Genomic DNA, 15,987 nt, shown 5'->3' on the forward strand with positions numbered 1-15,987 from the left:
CAATTTAAATTAGTAGAAATTAAAACAAGAAGTAGTAAATATCAAGTAGTTGCTGAAGAATTAATTAGTGGTAAAAGATACAAATTCACAAAAACTAGTGTATTAAATGCATTGAGAGGTGAAAGATAATGATGAAAATAAATTATCAAGTAATGACTGAAGACATGAAAAATGAAAATGGTAAATACATTCCTAATTGGAAAGAATTAAAAGCTAAAGTTACTTCAGCTGATGAATTTAATTACATAGTAGAATGTGAACAAAGATTTAAAGATTGGGAAGATGATGAATTCATGAAAGATTGCATTGGTTTTATATTCAATATGGTTTATATAACTCAACAAAAATGTGGACATTACGAAATGTTTCAAATACCAATGAATGAGAATTTTATCTTAGAAGAAAAATTAGAACAAGCAAAAGAATATGCTTACAAAAGCTTATGCACACATTGTTCATGCAGAACAATATAATTAATAAAATACAATTTAGAAAGCTAGAGAACCTAATCTGAGAATTAGGCTTTTCTAGTTTTTAGATGCACTATATAGATAACATAAAATTTAAAATAAAAAGGTCCAGCCTCACCTAGAGCTGGTCAAATAAAAAGGAGAAAACAAAATGAAATTTATAAAAATAATTCCAATTATATGTAATTCATTTATTATAATAAAGGAAAGAGGTAAAAGAGATTTAAAAGGTTTTATACAAACAGATTCAAATAAATATATTGTGGTAAATTCATATTTCTCAGATGAAGTGAAAGTTCAAATCACTGATCTCTTAAATCATGACATAATAAGTGTAAAAGCTAAAGCTTATGACTTGGTTATTGAAATAGCTAAACCTATCGAGTATGAAGAGATTGAATTTGAGGTCTAATTGAATTTAGATGTAATATCATACAGCCAATCATACAAACGATCACTAGGGGATACAGAGAACATAAGAAATGCATATTTAACGTAATAGAATAGGATAATCTAAACCAATATATAATATAGCATAAAGTGACGTACCTGAAGTCTTGGTTATATTGTGTATTGGTTTAGATTATCGTATCAAAAAGGTCCAGCCTCACTTGGAGCTGGTCAACCAAAAAGGTCCAGCCTCACTTGGAGCTGGTCAACCAAAAAGGTCCAGCCTCACTTGGAGCTGGTCAACCAAAAAGGTCCAGCCTCACTTGGAGCTGGTCAACAGCTAAACAAAAATAAAACTAAAATAAAAACTTAAAATAAAAACTTAAAACCTTAAAAAACCAATAGTTTATAGTGTAAAAGAAATTAAGGAGGTAGGTATAATATGATAAGAACTAATAAAGTAAAAGCAAAACAAAAAACTAAATCTGATCCTAATAAATATAAGACAGAAAGACTATTAAGTCTATTAGAAGAGTATACAGAATCAAATGATATACCTATCCTAAAAGAGTTCTGTTATATCAACAGATTGAGCTACCAGTACCTAGTCAATCTTAGGAATAAGCAGGCAGATGCTGGAGACAATAGGCTGAGTTTATCTATAAGTCAATTAATGATGAAAAAAGAATCTCAGATAGAGAGAAAAGGTTATAGGAATGAAATAAATACTTCTATGGCAGTGTTCAGTTTAAAACAATTAGGATGGAAAGATAAGCAAGAACTAGAGTTAGGAATAAACAAAATAAACAACCTAAAAATAACTTTAGTTAAAGCAGAGTAACATATTATGGTAAATGAACAAACAGAAGTTACTACAGAGGTAAAGTTAAAAGTAAATAATCACTTTATGGAATTTGTTAATGACTGGGATTATAGAACCTATCTATTAATAGGAGCTTATGGTAGCTCAAAGAGTTATGAAGCTGCTACAAAGATAATATTAAAGCTATTAAATGAAAAAAGGAAATGTCTAGTAGTTAGAAATACATATGAACAGATCAAAGAGAGTTGTTATGACCTAATGTATGAGATTATGGATGGTATAGGAATAATAACAGAAGACAGAACAGCTGGAAATGATACAAGATATGTAATAGCTTATAAATCACCATTAGAGTTTAGGTTTCCTAATGGAAGCAGAATCATATTTAAAGGTATGGATAGACCAAGTAAAGTAAAATCAATAAATGGTGTTACATTAGTTTGGATAGAAGAAGCTGCTGAAGTTAGTTATCCAGCATTTAAAGAGTTAAATCTTAGATTAAGAAACCCTAACTTAGCAATATATTACATCTTGACAAGTAATCCTATTGAAAGAAGCAATTGGGTATTTACCTATTATTTCGAAAGAATAGAAATTACATCTAGTGGTAAAGAGAAAAGAGTAGAGATAATTAATGAAGAAGATTTCTATAATAATAGAGTAATAAAGAACAAGAAGAATAATACTTATTATCATCATTCAATACCTGAAGATAATGCATTTATAACAAACGAGTATATACAAGAATTAGATGATTTAAAGAAATACGATCCAGATTTATGGAGAGTTGCTAGATTAGGTAGATTTGGAGTAAATGGAACCAAGGTTTTGCCTCAATTGGTTATTGCTAAGAATGCTACAAAGTTTAGAGAAGCTGTTAGTCGCAGTAATATTAAAAGAAATGGTATGGACTTTGGTTTTGAAACATCATTTAATGCTATTATAAGATGTGCAGTTGACCTTGACAAGAGTTATCTATTTATATATGATGAGTACTACAGAAATAAGATGACAGATAAAGAGACTGCAGAGAAACTTCCTGATTGGAACACAGATGTTAGGAATATGTTAGTCAAATGTGATTCAGCAGAACCTAAGACAATAAAGTTTTATAGAGATGAAGGTTTCATGTTCAAAGCTACAAAGAAAGTATCAAGAATACAGCAGATCAAAAAGATAAAACGATTTAAGCGAATCATAGTTAGTCCTAAATGTAAAAATGTTATTAGAGAGTTAAAAGATTTAGTATATAAAGAAGACTCTAATGGCAATAAGATATATGATGAATTCAATATTGACCCTCATACATTCTCAGCTATATGGTATGCTTTAGATGATATCTCAGTAGCTAATGTTAAAGAACGTAAGAGTAATAGTATTAAAGGAGGATAAGATATGGCAACAACAATTCAAAAGTTTAAATTCATAAGCTTAGAGTTCCCACAGTGGTTTAAAGAGCTATTACTACAAAAAAGGATAGAGATAACTGTAATAAAGTATGGAACACAGTTAGTCAGAATAGAAATTGGAAGAAAAGATGAGAAGAAAAAAGTAGTAAACATAAATGACTACATTATCTTAGCTGATGATAACATTATAGTGGTAAAAGATAGCAAGATAGAAGAATTCTTAGGAGGAAATAGTTAAATGGTAGCTTTAGAAGATACAAACTTAATAGTTTATTCAGCATATGCAAACCTTCCTTATAGTGTGATAAGTGAAGACCTAGAGAATGCATTAAAAACAGATTTCATGAATGAGTTAGACAAGATACAAGAAAGATATATAATATATCATCAAGGAATGAAATTTACAGCTGAAGGTGCTAACACAGATTATGTGCCCGCTGAACTAAGATATAAGAAAGCTAAAAAATTAATTAATAAGGAAGCTAGATTCATGTTCTCAGTAACACCTGATATATTGATAAATAATAATGTTACAGATAAGACAAGTAAAAGCTCAGACTATCAAGAGTTCATTAATGAAGTGTTAGATGCAAACAGCTTTAGTAAAAAGTTATTGCAGTCGACAAGAGATTGTTTGATAGCTGGTAGAGTATTAGCATTAGTTAATTTTGATGAAGATTCAGGAATTGAATTAATGTTTCTAAATGCTAAAGAGTTCTATTATGAAATGTCAGGTTCAGAAACATTAGAAAGATTAATCGTTTTCTATATAATTACTGATAGTACAAACACAGCAGAAAAAAGAGTAAAGAAAAAAGTATATACAATGCAAAATGGCTATTGTCATATCAAAGAAATTATATATGATGGAGCTGGTAGAGAAATAGAGATCCTAAATGAAGATTTAAAAACATTATTAACAGTTATACCTGCTAAAGTTATATTCAATGATGGATTATCTAATGATATTGTAGGTGAATCAGAGATTGATGACTTAAAAGATTATGAAGCTTATTATAGTAAGTTAGCAAATGCAGATATGGATGCTGAAAGAAAAGGAATGAATGCAATAAGATATACAATTGATGCTTCAACTGGATCGACTCAGAGTTTGAGTTCTGCTCCTGGTGCTTATTGGGATCTACAGTCAGATGATAATGGTGTCGAACAAAAATCAGCAAGTGTTGGCTTAGTCGAAAGCACAATGGGATATTCAAGTCCATTAAAAGTTACATTGGATAGAGTTGAAACAGCAATGCACGACCAAGTGTCAGTTCCAAACATCAGTAATGAAAAATTGCAAGGAATAATAACATCTGGAAAGACATTAAAAGCTATATATTGGGACTTAGTGGTAAGATGTGATGAGAAAATGCTAACTTGGAAGCCAGCAATCAAATTTTTATCAAAACTAATTATAGATGGAAGTTTCTTATATCCTAAAACTCAAAAGATGTATATACCTAAACCATTAACTAAAATGGACTATAGAATAGATGTAGTAAACAATTATCCATTGTTAGAAGATGAAACTGAAGAAAAAGGAACAGATCTTTCTGAAGTTGCAGCAAATACAATGAGTAAGAAAGCATATATGAAAAAATGGAGAGGTTTAACTGAAGACGAAGTATCTGAAGAGTTAAAACAAATCTTATTAGAGAAGAATATGTTTGAAGATTCATATTTATCAAGCATGGGTTCACCAGTGAGTAAGTCTGAAGATTAGATTAAATATAGTGACTCTCAGGTTCACTCTAAGAAATATATATATAATTGACAATAAAATATATAGGTAAAAGATAAAGAATCATTAGAATCACATATCATTAACTTATGAAAGGAGTATATATGACTGATTTAAAGTTTGCTAAAGCAGAAATGGCTAGAGAAGCTATCACTGCAGTTCAACAAAACGAAATAAGAGACTTATATACTGACTTACATAAAACAATGGCTAACAAAATATTTAAAATAGATGAAACAAAAAATATATCTTCACTTATGAAGAAAACTTATTTAAGAGATTTTGAAGATGTACTTAAATCAGAGATAAAGAAGATGGATATAAAAGTTGAGTCAATTATATCTGGAAGTGTTAAAGAGATGTGTGATGAAGTCGATTTAGATGCAATGAAGCTATTATCTCCAGCTGGGGTAAAAGCAGCAATGGCAACTGCTACCTCATCGATAAATACAGATGCAATAGAGACTATAATGTCAGGTCAATTGTACGGAAAAGATTGGTCATTAACTAAGTCAATATGGACGGGATCTCAAAAGACTCAAAAAGATATTCAATCAGTTGTAGCTAAAGGAATACTAGAGCAAAAGTCTACACTTGATATAGCTAAAGATTTAGAGAAGTATGTTGACCCATCAGCAGCTAAACCTTGGGATTGGGGTAAAGTTTACCCAGGCACAAATAAAACAGTTGATTATAATGCTCAAAGATTAGCTAGAACAATGGTTAATCATGCTTATCAGGAATCATTTCAGAGAGCGGCAGAGAAGAACCCATTTGCTGATGGAATTAGATGGTTAACTACTAACTCTCATGCAGGAGCTTGTGAAATATGTGCTGGAAGAGCTTCGGCTGATCAGTTCCTTCTAGGAGCTGGAGTATTTCCAGCAAACGAAGTTCCACTTGACCATCCTAATGGCAAATGTACATTCTCAGCTGTAATACATAAGAGTTTAGAGGATGTAGCAAAAGAAGTTAAACAATGGGGAGAAGATCCATTTGGAATGAACCCACCTTTAGATGATTATGCTGCAAGTTTAGGGTTTGATTTGAGAAAGTTAAAACCTTTAATGGACAAAGCAGCAAAAGCAGCTGAAGCAGCAGCATCTAAAACTTCTATATGGGATAAAGCAGTAGCTAAATCTTTGGAAAGTGTAGACGATGTAGACAATATAGCAAAAGCAGCAACTAAAAAAGTTAAAGTGCCTAAATGGACGAAAGACCAAGAGAAGTTATTTGGTAAAACAGCATTAAAACCTGGTGATATAATATCATATGATGATTGGCATGCATTAAGTTCTGTAGATGATAATAGTTTATTCTGCAAAAGATGGGTAGAACATAATAAGTATTTATCCGGTAAAGGTAAACCTAGATTGGCTATAAGAGATTTTTTTGACGATCATTATGCTAAGATTAAATATACTACAATGGATGCAGATGATGCAGCTAAATTAGGGGCTAAAATGGCTTCTGATGCAGCAGATAAAGCGATCATGTCTAAAGCAATTCCTATAGCTGGCTATACAGATGATTATGTGGATGATGCTCTTGCTAAATTAGTAACTAGGCCAACTAAAACAGTTAAAATTCCTAAATGGACAGCTGAACAAAAAGAATTGTTTACAGGATCTAGTCTTAAGCCTGGTGATACAGTTACCTATGATTTATGGGAAAGATTAAGTACATCAAAAGCTTATAGCAAATTTAATAAAGATTATTTGGATTATGCTAAGAGTAGAATGAGTGCTGGTAAAGATTTTTTAAGTACAGATGGCTATTTTAAGAAGATGTATGGAAAAATTAAATATGAGTCAGTTGTAGTCGATAAGATTACTGGAAAAGCAGCTGTTGCTTCATTAGATGATATTGCAACTGGTGCAGTTAAAACCTACAAACTTAGAACTCCAACTTGGTCAAAAGCTCAAGAGAAAATGTTCACAGGAACTAAGTTCAAACCTGGAGAATATGTTACATATGATGAATGGATGGCTGTCGTTTCTAGGGAAGATGACAAACTTGTCCATGCATTATGGGAAACAGCTAATAAGAAACTAATAGCTAAAGGAAAACCTTCAACAACCTTTGGACAATACTTTGCTAAAAATTATTCTGAGGTTAAGGTTAAAATTACAACTGTTAAAGATTTAAGAGGAGCAATCAGTCATGGAATAGATGATATCACTCAAGTTCCTCAGAACTTAGAAGGAATGTTTGGTAAAATTAAGCAAGCTTTAGCAAAAGCTCAAGACGATCTTCTAAAAGGTGCCGGTGGCCAACGTAGATTAACTGAAAGTTTAGAAAAGACACAAGGATCAGTGCAGAAAGCATTTGATAAAGTTGAAGATTTTTGGAAACATAAAATTGATGAATCAGATGTTGGTGTTAGAATAACAAACACTAATTTCAAAAGTGTTCTTAGAGATGGTCGATTTAAAAATCAATATGAATCAGGAAGTTCAAAAGGAATGTTCGATCCAACTTACAGAAAACAAGCCGAAAATGCAATGTTTAAAACAAGTAGTTTAGACAATAAACAAAGAGCAATCTATGGAACTATCTTCGATGATGAAAATGCACTTGATAAAATTGCAACTCAGTATGGAGATATAGTAGTTAAGCTAAAGAAAGAAAATGTAATCAACAGATCAACATTTACTGCAATGGACAGCTTAAATGATAATCGACAATCCGCAAGTTTGCTAACTAATCCTAAATTCTCGGGAGATGGCAAGATGAGAGAAGTTTTAACAAACAAAGCTTCACTTGGAAAAGATGTAAAACTAACAGATATCTATACTTATGGAGGTGAATACCCAGAGGTTCAAATATATAATGGAGTAAGCGTTGGAGACATAAAAGAAGTTATATTCTCTAACCCAGATGATATGAGAGGATTAGCTGCCCAATTGGATGATTTAGGAATCGCTTATCGAACTAAGTACTAAATAAACTGTTTACATTTTTAATAAAACATGATATAATTAAATTAGAAATAGAGGTGAACAACATGAGTGCAAAGTATTTAGATTTAAGTAAGACTACGAGAATCATTGCAAAAGATGATAATCTAATTTTAATGACAAACTATCAAAAAGATGATTATGCAAATGACACCGAGGTTGCTATAGCTAACACAAGAAGTAAAGTGATGTTCTATATAGTAAAGATGGGAGCTGTTCTTAGAAGAGGCCAATGGGTTAACTTGGAAGATACAGATACAGTTACTATTGATGAAGTCAAAGAATATGATAAACGCTAATAAAAAGAATTTACAAAAACTGTTTACATTAATTGAAAAGTATGATAATATATAAATGTAATTAAGATATGCTACGGAGAATGATAAGCTAAGAAAGGAGGAAATTAATATGAAAATTGTAGAACATCATATTACTAAATATGGTTTATTTGATAATAAAGGAACTGATGACAAATTTATTGTTGAAGCTTGGACACAATTAAATATTTTTGGGCACGACTATTGCTTTAACAAAAGAAAAGTAGAAATCACAAAAGGTTTATATGAACATGTGGTAAAAGAATTACAAGATGGAAGAGAATACTTGTCAAAAGAACGTGGCAAAGCTTTTTTCAAAACTCAAAATGTTTATTTAGATTTGTAACATTATAAATAAAATTAGTCGAAACTCTCATTAATTTGAGAGTCCTGGGTAGAGTGGTAATCTTCCAGCTGAAAATGACAAACCTAGATATAGAGGAAAATTCATGATTAAATTACATGATCCGAAAGTATTGGCACCAACAAAATTGAAATATAAAGTAGGTTCAAGAGTTAGGGTAAAATCACTTAACACAATGCCAAAAGAATATTTCGAAAGTGCATTCCTTTATCCCATGTTTAAATATGCTGGGACAATTGTAACTATTGCAGAAACAGATGAAAGAATGAAAACGTATCATATTGAAAATGATGAAGCTAAATTTGTTTATGATGACAACATGTTGGAGGATATTTACTCACATGAAATTATCAAAAATGTAAGAGCCCATCTTGATTTAAAAGAAGGTGAAGACCCATTTAATATTCAGATCAGTGAAATGACTAAAAGCGAAGTTCTCGAATGTGTATTATGTTGGGAAGGATTAATCCATTATAGTGATTATGTTATAGATTGGATTAAAGACATTTACGAAGTAGATTTAAATGAACATGAAAATAAAAATAAAAAGGAAGAGGTAAACTCAAATGAATAAGGAAACTGAAGTAGCTCTAAGACTTAAACTAAAATTAAGTGATGATACTATTATAGAAAAGGTTAAGAACGTATACGATCTTGGAATGAATGATGATTTTAAGATAGGAATAGTAATTTGTGAATCAGGTTATTGGGTAGAAAATGGAAAGCAAAAGTATAGTGAGATTGAGAGAACATATACATTCAGTAGCAATAATAAACACTTCATTCATGGAATGGGTGGAAACTCAATATTCAGCCAATGCTTAGGAGATGAAAATGATCGCCCAAGATTGGATTGGTATGTCTATGGAATGGGTGGCAAAGACTGGGGTATTGTTGAACTATTCAGAATTGTAGAAATTAAATAAAAATAAGAGCAGAAGCTATCCGAAATGGATGGCTTTTCTTATCTTCATAAAAAAAAACTAAAAGAATTTACATTTACTGTTTACAAACTCTAAAAATTGGTGTACAATATAATTAGTTAAAGAACAACATTAACTGAAAATGTCTAGGAGGACAACCATATGAAATTAGAAACAGTAATCTCAAGAATAGAAAATCAAAACAAAACAATCAAAAGAACTTCAAACATTATCTCAAAAGTAACATTGAAAATTCAAAAGTTAGAAAACAATTTACAAAATGAAACTGATGAACATGAAATATATTATATTGAATGTGATATCAGATCAGCAAAAGACCAAATCAAAGATAATCAAAAAAAATATGAAATTGCAAAACTTAAATTAAAAGAATATCAAGCAGCATTTGAAATTGAAGCAGCAAAACAAAAAGAATTAGAAATTGATTGTGAAGTCATAGAACAATTCTTAGAAGATTGGAAAACTTCAGCTAGAAGATATTATACAGAACAACATGATTTATATATTGCTTGTGATAGAAAACATTATGAAATAGTTAATCAAGTTGGATATTTTGGAAAATCAAATGCTGAAAAAAGAGAACTTAGCAGAGAATATCGTGAAGAGATGGAAAAATTCCCAAGATTATTTGAAAATGGTGGTTTCCATGATTTAGAAAAACATTTAGAAAATGAAGTTGCTAGAAAAAAAGAAGATTTATTAATTAGAATAACTAAAGTAATTGGTAAAATTACAGATGCAAGTTATTTATATATAGCAAATGATGCAAACTTAAATGGAACAATTATTGGAGAGACTGGAAAAGCTGAAATAAGAACAATCTTAGCTGGTGGTTACAATATCCAATGCTTACATTATAGAGTATTAGTTAATAAGCTATCTTAATCGATAGCTTTTCTAAAAGATCTTATAAAGTAAAGTCGAGGAGGACTAACCGCATGCAGAGAAAATTAAAATTACGAATAAAAATATTGCTTTTTTTAATATCTATATTAGTTATAGCTTTAATTAATATAAACACAAATCTAAAAATCGAAGAAGTAATAAATAGCTATGAATCTAAAATAGAAGTTCTAGCTCAAAATGAATTACAAAATTCTGAAGACCAAAAAAATTTAACAATAAAAAATAACAAACTTGAAAGAAGTATAATTGATGAAAGTTTGCAAGAGATAAAAATTACATCATATTATCCAGGAGATCCTTGTGGTTCTTCAAACCTCACATATTCTGGATTAACAACAGCTGACTTCGAAATTAATGAAAATGGTTGGTATACATATGATGGTAAAATAGTAATAGCTGCAAGTATTAGAAGATTTGAAAATGACACTCAGGAAGACTATAAGATATATAATATATTCGATGAAGTATCAATCATCATTAATGCAACTGTTTACCAGGGCATTATTCTAGATGTATGTGGAGCATCTTATAGACTAAATGAGAAACAAATTTACGATATCTATGTTTCAGATGAATTTAGTATGGTTACAGGTTCTGCAGTTGTAATATCTATCCAATAAATTAAAACTTAAAAATTAAAATTAAAACAAAACAGTCAGAGAACGATAATTAAAAAGATACTTCCTATTTACTTAATTCTCGTAGCAAAAGTTCTCTGATTGTTTTGTTTTAATTTTTTGGCATTACACCAATAAGCCATAAAAAACTTGGATATAGTTACCAAACTTTAAATGGAGTAAAAGGAGAAATAAAATGGAAAAAGATAACAAACTGAAGTTAGATTTACAAATGTTTGCTGAACCAGATGCAGACCCAAAACCAAACCCAGATGCAGATCCAAAGAGTGGGGACACTGATCCCAAACCTAATGCAGATCCAAATGGGGATGATGATAAGGACGGCAAAAAGTTTACACAAGCCGAATTAAATGCTCATCTAGCTAAAGAAAAGAAACAAGGCAAAAAGTCTGCTCTTGCAAGTTTAGGTTTTAAAACTGAAGCCGAAGCTAAGGAAGAATTAGACAAGTACAATGCTTGGAAAACATCACAATTAACTGATGCTGAAAAAGCAACTGCAGCTACAAAAGCTACAAATGAAGCAGTTGATTCTGCTAATAAAAGAGCTGCTATAGCTGAGATGAAGTTATCTGCAATCAATATTGGGGTAAAAGCAGACAGCATTGATGATGCAATTGCTATTGCTAATTTAAAAATTACAGATGACAAAGATTTAGATACAATATTGGCAGAAATGGAAAAAGATGACAAGTACTCTAGTTTTTTTACAGATTCTAAAAGCTCTACAGGAGGCTCAAATTCTCATGGAACTAAAGCTGATGTAAAAGCTGTTAATTTTGGTAAAAGATTAGCAGAGTCTGCACCGCAGACTAAGACAGCAAAATCATCATTTTTCAAGTAAACAGAAGGAGGAATAAAGAATGTTAAATCAAACAGTAGTAACTACAACAGTAGGAGCAACTCGTAAAACTATATTAGCTGAAACTAATTTAGCTTATTCAATGGGTTGTAAATTAAATGCAACAAGTTTTGGAGCTGATGCAGTTGTATTAGCGGGAACTCCAGTAGCCGGAAATTTAGGGGCTAGAGAAACAGAGTTCACAAAAGCAAATGTAACAGGAGCAGATGTAGTTGGAATATTATTACATGATGTAGACATGAGTAAAGGAAACAACGCAGCAGTCTTAGTATTTGGTTTTATAGATGAAACAAAATTAGACGCAACTGTTGTGACTTTATTAGTTGCAGCAATTAGAACAGCATTAACAAAGATTACGTTTGTAAAGTAATAGAGGAGGATAAATAATGAATATATTTGAATTAGTAACTGCAGATTCGATTTCTGCATATTGGACTACACTATCGCAAAATTTAGCCCCATTCTTAGGAGCTGAATTATTTCCATCACAACAAAAATTAGGATTAGACATCAAATGGATTAAAGGAGCTTCTGGATTACCAGTAGTCTTAAAACCATCTGCTTATGATGTTGCATCTCAAAAAAGAGATCGTATTGGTTTTGAAAAATTATCAATGGAAATGCCTTTCTTCAAAGAAGCAACTTATATTGATGAAGAATTAAGACAACAATTGAATATGGTAATTGAGACTGGTAACCAATCTTATATCGATTCAATCATGAATAGAGTTTTCAATGATGAAACTCAATTATTAGAAGGTGCATCTGCACAACGCGAAAGAATCAGAATGTCAGTGTTAACAACTGGAGCTGTTTCGATCTCAGCAAATGGACAAGATTATGATTATGATTATGGGTTAAAAACCGATCAAAAATCTACAGTTACTGTTTCATGGTCTACAGTAACAGCCGATATTATAGGTGATATCCAAGCACAGCAAGATTTATTAGAAGATCAGACTGGTGTTAGACCAACACGTTCAATCTGCTCTCGTAAAACATTTGGTTATTTAAGAGCTAATACAGCTATTAGAAACTCTATCTTAGGAAATGATACTTCAGCTCCAGTTAGTGATTTAAAAATTCACCAATTTATACTTGATACTTTAGATTTAGATGTAGTAATCTATGCTAAAAAATTCAAGAATGAATTGAACCAAACTAAAGCTTATGTTGCCGATGATATATTTGTAATATTCCCAACTGGAATATTAGGAACTGGATGGTTTGGTACTACTCCAGAGCAATCAGATTTAATGGCTGGAACTACAGCTAATGTCTCAATTACAGATGTTGGTGTTGCAGTTACAACTACTAAAAAAGTTGACCCAGTTAATGTTGAAACTAAGGTTTCAATGATTTACTTGCCTTCATTCGAAGCTGCTTCTAAAATTCATATCTTCGATATAATCGCATAATTAAATGTTAACTAAAATAACAAAGAATAAACAAGTCCTAATAATTCCGTTCAGCACTTATAAGAATTTTTATAAGGCTGCGGGATGGGCTTTAGTTGAGGAACCAAAACCGGTCGAACCTGAAACTGAAATATTAGAAGATGAAGACGAATGGGACGAGGAAGAAACTGAGTTTGAAAAACCAGAGGAAGAAGACTTAGCAAACATGAAACTTGAAGACTTAAAACTTTTGGCGGTAAAATTAGAAATTGACGTTGAAAAATTTAAGACAGTTGCAAAGTTGAGAGCAGAGATTAAAAAAGTTAGAGGTGAATAATTATGGATTATTTGCAAGAGATAAAAATGATACTGAGAGAAAAAGATTGTCCGTTCTTTGATGATGATGAGATTGATTATTATTATGAGAAAAATAATTATGAAATTAATGCAACCGTATTCCAATGTTTTATTATTAAAGCTGAAGATACAACAGTTGCATTAAGCGGATTAAATTTACAAGATACTAGCAAATATTTTAGGAGATTAGCTCAAAACTATCGACCAAATAATTCTGGAACATTGTCATAATGGCATCAGCAGAATTCTTAAAAGCTAGGATCAGTAAACAAATCAAATCTCGAGGTTCAAAATTTACATTTTATATAGTTGAATATGATATATATCACAAAGTAATTACTCCCGCAACGGAGGTTATCCTAAGTGGTATTTACCATGAGACAAGTTCATATGTTACTGAATCAGTTTCAGATGCAACGAAGTCTTATAGCAAAAAGATACCTATGATTTTGTGTTTAACAGAGGACGTAGGGGTCATATCAAATGATGACTATATAAGCATTAATGAAATTCGTTATCGTGTCACAGGAGTCACAGATATTAACAATCTTAAGGCAATTACAGACATCTCGTTAGAGGTGGTTCAAAATGTCTAAATCATTTGAAGTAGATACAGTAATTTTGTCTTCCGCAATTCTAAAGCTTGATTTATTAAAAGATGCAGAATTGTCAATGTATTTGAAAACATGCGCAGCTAAGCTTGAATCAGATGCAAAGGAGAATAGAAAGTGGGTTGATCGTACATCTGCAGCAAGAAACAGGATGACCGCAAAAAGTGAGAAAAAAGCTTTTGGTTATCGGTTAACTTTAGCACATGGGGTTGATTATGGCTTATGGCTAGAATTAGCAAATGAAGGAAATTATGCAATATTAGATGAAACAATTAAGAAAAATACGAACGATATCATCAATGGAATAAAGATACTAAGTGGAGGGTAAAATATGTTTAAAAAGATATTTGATTTTTTAATAGGAAAAGCAGTGAATGTGTTTATTCCTGGAACTCATGAAGGTGATTGCACTCAAAAATATTGTGTGCTAAAGACCGGAACGACTGTCCAGCTACAAAACTTCAGTTCACAGCGAAAATTCTACCTTATTTATGTCTATGTTCCAGCTGGTGAATATATCGATTTAGAGGATTATGTAAATGAAATTAAGACTTACTTGGATGAATTATATCCAATGTTAATGTTTACCGGAAATGAGACGTCACCATTCTTGGAAACAGGAATAAAAGCATATATGATAAGCTTAGAGTATCGGGTAAATATACGTAGAGAAAGACTATAATAAAGGAGGAATAAAACATGGAGAAAGCTACTGAAAGAGCAACAATTGATGTAGTTGCAGTTACAATTACAACTAAAATTGATGATGTTGTCGATCAAGAGATATACATTGATACTGCAAACAAAATTGGAGTTGAAGTTGCATCAGAAACTACAGATGCAGTTAAGCTAATTATTAAAGGAGTTTTAAAAGCTCAAAAGAAAGCTCTTGTTACAGTTACTGGGCATACAATCACGTTAACTGATAATGTTATGAATTTTAAATTAGCTAAGATTTTACAAGGTGGAACTATTACTTATGATACATTAGAGCCAACATTAGAAATAGGGTATACACCACCAATCGTTGGAAGTGTAGTTGCTAGTACAGAATTTGAATTAGCTGCTTATTCTGCAGTTTATGATACAGGTGGAGATATTATTGAATATGAAAAAATTGTATATCCAAACTGTACAGGTAATCCATTCTCAATGTCATCAGAAGATGGAGCATTTAGAGCACAAGAATTAGTAATTAATTCGGCTCCGAATACTGGAGAAGCACCATATACAATTTCAATTGTAGCAGTATTGCCAGCATTAATTTAATTGAGGTAAAATAAAATAAAGGAGAAAACTAAAATGAAAGAAAAAGATTTGAAGGTAACGAGTATTGAGAGCTTAATAAGTTTCTCAGAAGGAACAATAATTGAATTACCAGATTTTGCAGACGGACAAAAGTTTGTAGCTAAGTTAAAAAGACCTAGTTTACTAATGCTAATTAAGCAAGGAAAAATTCCAAATGCTTTATTAAATACTGCAAATGATTTGTTTACTGACGGAGTACAAGCAGCAGCTAAGTCGAAAGACACTGGATCAGAAAAACAGCTAGCAGATTTATTTGATTTGTTTGATGTTTTATGTGAAGCTACATTTGTAAGTCCAACATATAAAGAGATTAAAGATGCTGGAATTGATTTAACCGATGAGCAGTTATTATTTATTTTTAGCTACACTCAACAGGGGATTAAAGCGATAGAAAACTTTCGTTAGTTCTGGGGAGATATTAAATACAATCAGTATTGCTCAACTATACAAAAAATTACCGAGTGAAATTCTATTTATCAATGACGAATAT

At 31.2% G+C, this 15,987-nt stretch carries 23 protein-coding genes; all 23 read left to right on the plus strand.

The features are described from left to right. Positions 1–128: 128 nt before the first annotated feature. Entirely contained in the window at positions 129–473 is a 345-nt protein-coding gene (locus JJE11_RS00005; protein ID WP_291632187.1) for a hypothetical protein, read from the plus strand. 148 nt (positions 474–621) lie between these two features. Further along, entirely contained in the window at positions 622–882 is a 261-nt protein-coding gene (locus JJE11_RS00010; RefSeq protein WP_291632188.1) for a hypothetical protein, read from the plus strand. Between the two features lie 420 nt (positions 883–1,302). Next, on the plus strand, positions 1,303–1,701 hold the full coding sequence (locus tag JJE11_RS00015) for a hypothetical protein (RefSeq protein ID WP_291632189.1): 399 nt from the start codon (positions 1,303–1,305) through the stop codon (positions 1,699–1,701). Positions 1,702–1,707: 6 nt separating this feature from the next. After that, a complete protein-coding gene (locus JJE11_RS00020; protein ID WP_291632190.1) occupies positions 1,708–3,075 on the plus strand; it encodes a PBSX family phage terminase large subunit in 1,368 nt (455 codons plus the stop codon). A 3-nt stretch (positions 3,076–3,078) separates the two neighbouring features. Next, positions 3,079–3,330: a hypothetical protein gene (locus JJE11_RS00025; protein ID WP_291632191.1), complete on the plus strand. Its 252-nt coding sequence runs from the start codon at positions 3,079–3,081 to the stop codon at positions 3,328–3,330. Then, on the plus strand, positions 3,331–4,818 hold the full coding sequence (locus JJE11_RS00030) for a phage portal protein (protein WP_291632192.1): 1,488 nt from the start codon (positions 3,331–3,333) through the stop codon (positions 4,816–4,818). It abuts the gene before it with no gap. Positions 4,819–4,940: 122 nt separating this feature from the next. Continuing rightward, on the plus strand, positions 4,941–7,781 hold the full coding sequence (locus JJE11_RS00035; RefSeq protein ID WP_291632193.1) for a DUF3626 domain-containing protein: 2,841 nt from the start codon (positions 4,941–4,943) through the stop codon (positions 7,779–7,781). Between the two features lie 62 nt (positions 7,782–7,843). Then, a complete protein-coding gene (locus JJE11_RS00040; protein WP_291632194.1) occupies positions 7,844–8,095 on the plus strand; it encodes a hypothetical protein in 252 nt (83 codons plus the stop codon). A 109-nt stretch (positions 8,096–8,204) separates the two neighbouring features. Continuing rightward, positions 8,205–8,459, plus strand: a complete 255-nt coding sequence (locus tag JJE11_RS00045) for a hypothetical protein (RefSeq protein ID WP_291632195.1) — start codon at positions 8,205–8,207, stop codon at positions 8,457–8,459. A gap of 103 nt (positions 8,460–8,562) precedes the next feature. Further along, positions 8,563–9,051, plus strand: a complete 489-nt coding sequence (locus JJE11_RS00050) for a hypothetical protein (RefSeq protein ID WP_291632196.1) — start codon at positions 8,563–8,565, stop codon at positions 9,049–9,051. After that, positions 9,044–9,403: a hypothetical protein gene (locus tag JJE11_RS00055; protein WP_291632197.1), complete on the plus strand. Its 360-nt coding sequence runs from the start codon at positions 9,044–9,046 to the stop codon at positions 9,401–9,403. Before JJE11_RS00050 ends, JJE11_RS00055 begins: the two co-directional genes overlap by 8 nt. Positions 9,404–9,562: 159 nt before the next feature. Continuing rightward, entirely contained in the window at positions 9,563–10,306 is a 744-nt protein-coding gene (locus tag JJE11_RS00060; protein ID WP_291632198.1) for a hypothetical protein, read from the plus strand. Positions 10,307–10,359: 53 nt separating this feature from the next. Beyond that, entirely contained in the window at positions 10,360–10,947 is a 588-nt protein-coding gene (locus tag JJE11_RS00065; RefSeq protein WP_291632199.1) for a hypothetical protein, read from the plus strand. Positions 10,948–11,140: 193 nt separating this feature from the next. Then, on the plus strand, positions 11,141–11,806 hold the full coding sequence (locus JJE11_RS00070; protein ID WP_291632200.1) for a hypothetical protein: 666 nt from the start codon (positions 11,141–11,143) through the stop codon (positions 11,804–11,806). 19 nt (positions 11,807–11,825) lie between these two features. After that, complete coding sequence (locus JJE11_RS00075; RefSeq protein ID WP_291632201.1) at positions 11,826–12,194, plus strand: hypothetical protein; 369 nt, start codon at positions 11,826–11,828, stop codon at positions 12,192–12,194. Between the two features lie 16 nt (positions 12,195–12,210). Next, positions 12,211–13,242 (plus strand): major capsid protein, encoded by a 1,032-nt coding sequence (locus JJE11_RS00080; RefSeq protein ID WP_291632202.1) that lies wholly within the window; start codon positions 12,211–12,213, stop codon positions 13,240–13,242. 4 nt (positions 13,243–13,246) lie between these two features. Next, complete coding sequence (locus JJE11_RS00085; protein ID WP_291632203.1) at positions 13,247–13,558, plus strand: hypothetical protein; 312 nt, start codon at positions 13,247–13,249, stop codon at positions 13,556–13,558. Positions 13,559–13,584: 26 nt separating this feature from the next. After that, positions 13,585–13,809 carry a hypothetical protein gene (locus tag JJE11_RS00090; RefSeq protein ID WP_291632204.1) on the plus strand — a complete coding sequence of 75 codons (225 nt, stop codon included), beginning with the start codon at positions 13,585–13,587 and terminating at the stop codon, positions 13,807–13,809. Further along, the gene (locus tag JJE11_RS00095) at positions 13,809–14,174 is read left to right on the plus strand and encodes a hypothetical protein (protein ID WP_291632205.1); all 366 of its coding nucleotides are present in this window, start codon (positions 13,809–13,811) and stop codon (positions 14,172–14,174) included. Before JJE11_RS00090 ends, JJE11_RS00095 begins: the two co-directional genes overlap by 1 nt. Continuing rightward, positions 14,167–14,517, plus strand: coding sequence for a hypothetical protein (locus JJE11_RS00100; protein ID WP_291632206.1), 351 nt, complete (start codon positions 14,167–14,169; stop codon positions 14,515–14,517). Before JJE11_RS00095 ends, JJE11_RS00100 begins: the two co-directional genes overlap by 8 nt. Before the next feature lie 3 nt (positions 14,518–14,520). Then, positions 14,521–14,871, plus strand: a complete 351-nt coding sequence (locus JJE11_RS00105; RefSeq protein WP_291632207.1) for a hypothetical protein — start codon at positions 14,521–14,523, stop codon at positions 14,869–14,871. Between the two features lie 17 nt (positions 14,872–14,888). After that, complete coding sequence (locus JJE11_RS00110) at positions 14,889–15,458, plus strand: hypothetical protein (protein WP_291632208.1); 570 nt, start codon at positions 14,889–14,891, stop codon at positions 15,456–15,458. Positions 15,459–15,506: 48 nt separating this feature from the next. Further along, complete coding sequence (locus tag JJE11_RS00115; protein ID WP_291632209.1) at positions 15,507–15,902, plus strand: esterase; 396 nt, start codon at positions 15,507–15,509, stop codon at positions 15,900–15,902. Positions 15,903–15,987: the final 85 nt, after the last annotated feature.

Origin of the sequence: Clostridium sp. (assembly GCF_016650095.1) — a bacterium.
Lineage (GTDB): Bacteria > Bacillota > Clostridia > Clostridiales > Clostridiaceae > Clostridium_AD.

What these genes read in the sequence shown, in the direction of transcription:
- JJE11_RS00005 (WP_291632187.1), top strand. Translation starts at nt 129, where the DNA reads ATGATGAAAATAAATTATCAAGTAATGACTGAAGACATGAAAAATGAA.
- JJE11_RS00010 (WP_291632188.1), top strand. Translation starts at nt 622, where the DNA reads ATGAAATTTATAAAAATAATTCCAATTATATGTAATTCATTTATTATA.
- JJE11_RS00015 (WP_291632189.1), top strand. Translation starts at nt 1,303, where the DNA reads ATGATAAGAACTAATAAAGTAAAAGCAAAACAAAAAACTAAATCTGAT.
- JJE11_RS00020 (WP_291632190.1), top strand. Translation starts at nt 1,708, where the DNA reads ATGGTAAATGAACAAACAGAAGTTACTACAGAGGTAAAGTTAAAAGTA.
- JJE11_RS00025 (WP_291632191.1), top strand. Translation starts at nt 3,079, where the DNA reads ATGGCAACAACAATTCAAAAGTTTAAATTCATAAGCTTAGAGTTCCCA.
- JJE11_RS00030 (WP_291632192.1), top strand. Translation starts at nt 3,331, where the DNA reads ATGGTAGCTTTAGAAGATACAAACTTAATAGTTTATTCAGCATATGCA.
- JJE11_RS00035 (WP_291632193.1), top strand. Translation starts at nt 4,941, where the DNA reads ATGACTGATTTAAAGTTTGCTAAAGCAGAAATGGCTAGAGAAGCTATC.
- JJE11_RS00040 (WP_291632194.1), top strand. Translation starts at nt 7,844, where the DNA reads ATGAGTGCAAAGTATTTAGATTTAAGTAAGACTACGAGAATCATTGCA.
- JJE11_RS00045 (WP_291632195.1), top strand. Translation starts at nt 8,205, where the DNA reads ATGAAAATTGTAGAACATCATATTACTAAATATGGTTTATTTGATAAT.
- JJE11_RS00050 (WP_291632196.1), top strand. Translation starts at nt 8,563, where the DNA reads ATGATTAAATTACATGATCCGAAAGTATTGGCACCAACAAAATTGAAA.
- JJE11_RS00055 (WP_291632197.1), top strand. Translation starts at nt 9,044, where the DNA reads ATGAATAAGGAAACTGAAGTAGCTCTAAGACTTAAACTAAAATTAAGT.
- JJE11_RS00060 (WP_291632198.1), top strand. Translation starts at nt 9,563, where the DNA reads ATGAAATTAGAAACAGTAATCTCAAGAATAGAAAATCAAAACAAAACA.
- JJE11_RS00065 (WP_291632199.1), top strand. Translation starts at nt 10,360, where the DNA reads ATGCAGAGAAAATTAAAATTACGAATAAAAATATTGCTTTTTTTAATA.
- JJE11_RS00070 (WP_291632200.1), top strand. Translation starts at nt 11,141, where the DNA reads ATGGAAAAAGATAACAAACTGAAGTTAGATTTACAAATGTTTGCTGAA.
- JJE11_RS00075 (WP_291632201.1), top strand. Translation starts at nt 11,826, where the DNA reads ATGTTAAATCAAACAGTAGTAACTACAACAGTAGGAGCAACTCGTAAA.
- JJE11_RS00080 (WP_291632202.1), top strand. Translation starts at nt 12,211, where the DNA reads ATGAATATATTTGAATTAGTAACTGCAGATTCGATTTCTGCATATTGG.
- JJE11_RS00085 (WP_291632203.1), top strand. Translation starts at nt 13,247, where the DNA reads ATGTTAACTAAAATAACAAAGAATAAACAAGTCCTAATAATTCCGTTC.
- JJE11_RS00090 (WP_291632204.1), top strand. Translation starts at nt 13,585, where the DNA reads ATGATACTGAGAGAAAAAGATTGTCCGTTCTTTGATGATGATGAGATT.
- JJE11_RS00095 (WP_291632205.1), top strand. Translation starts at nt 13,809, where the DNA reads ATGGCATCAGCAGAATTCTTAAAAGCTAGGATCAGTAAACAAATCAAA.
- JJE11_RS00100 (WP_291632206.1), top strand. Translation starts at nt 14,167, where the DNA reads ATGTCTAAATCATTTGAAGTAGATACAGTAATTTTGTCTTCCGCAATT.
- JJE11_RS00105 (WP_291632207.1), top strand. Translation starts at nt 14,521, where the DNA reads ATGTTTAAAAAGATATTTGATTTTTTAATAGGAAAAGCAGTGAATGTG.
- JJE11_RS00110 (WP_291632208.1), top strand. Translation starts at nt 14,889, where the DNA reads ATGGAGAAAGCTACTGAAAGAGCAACAATTGATGTAGTTGCAGTTACA.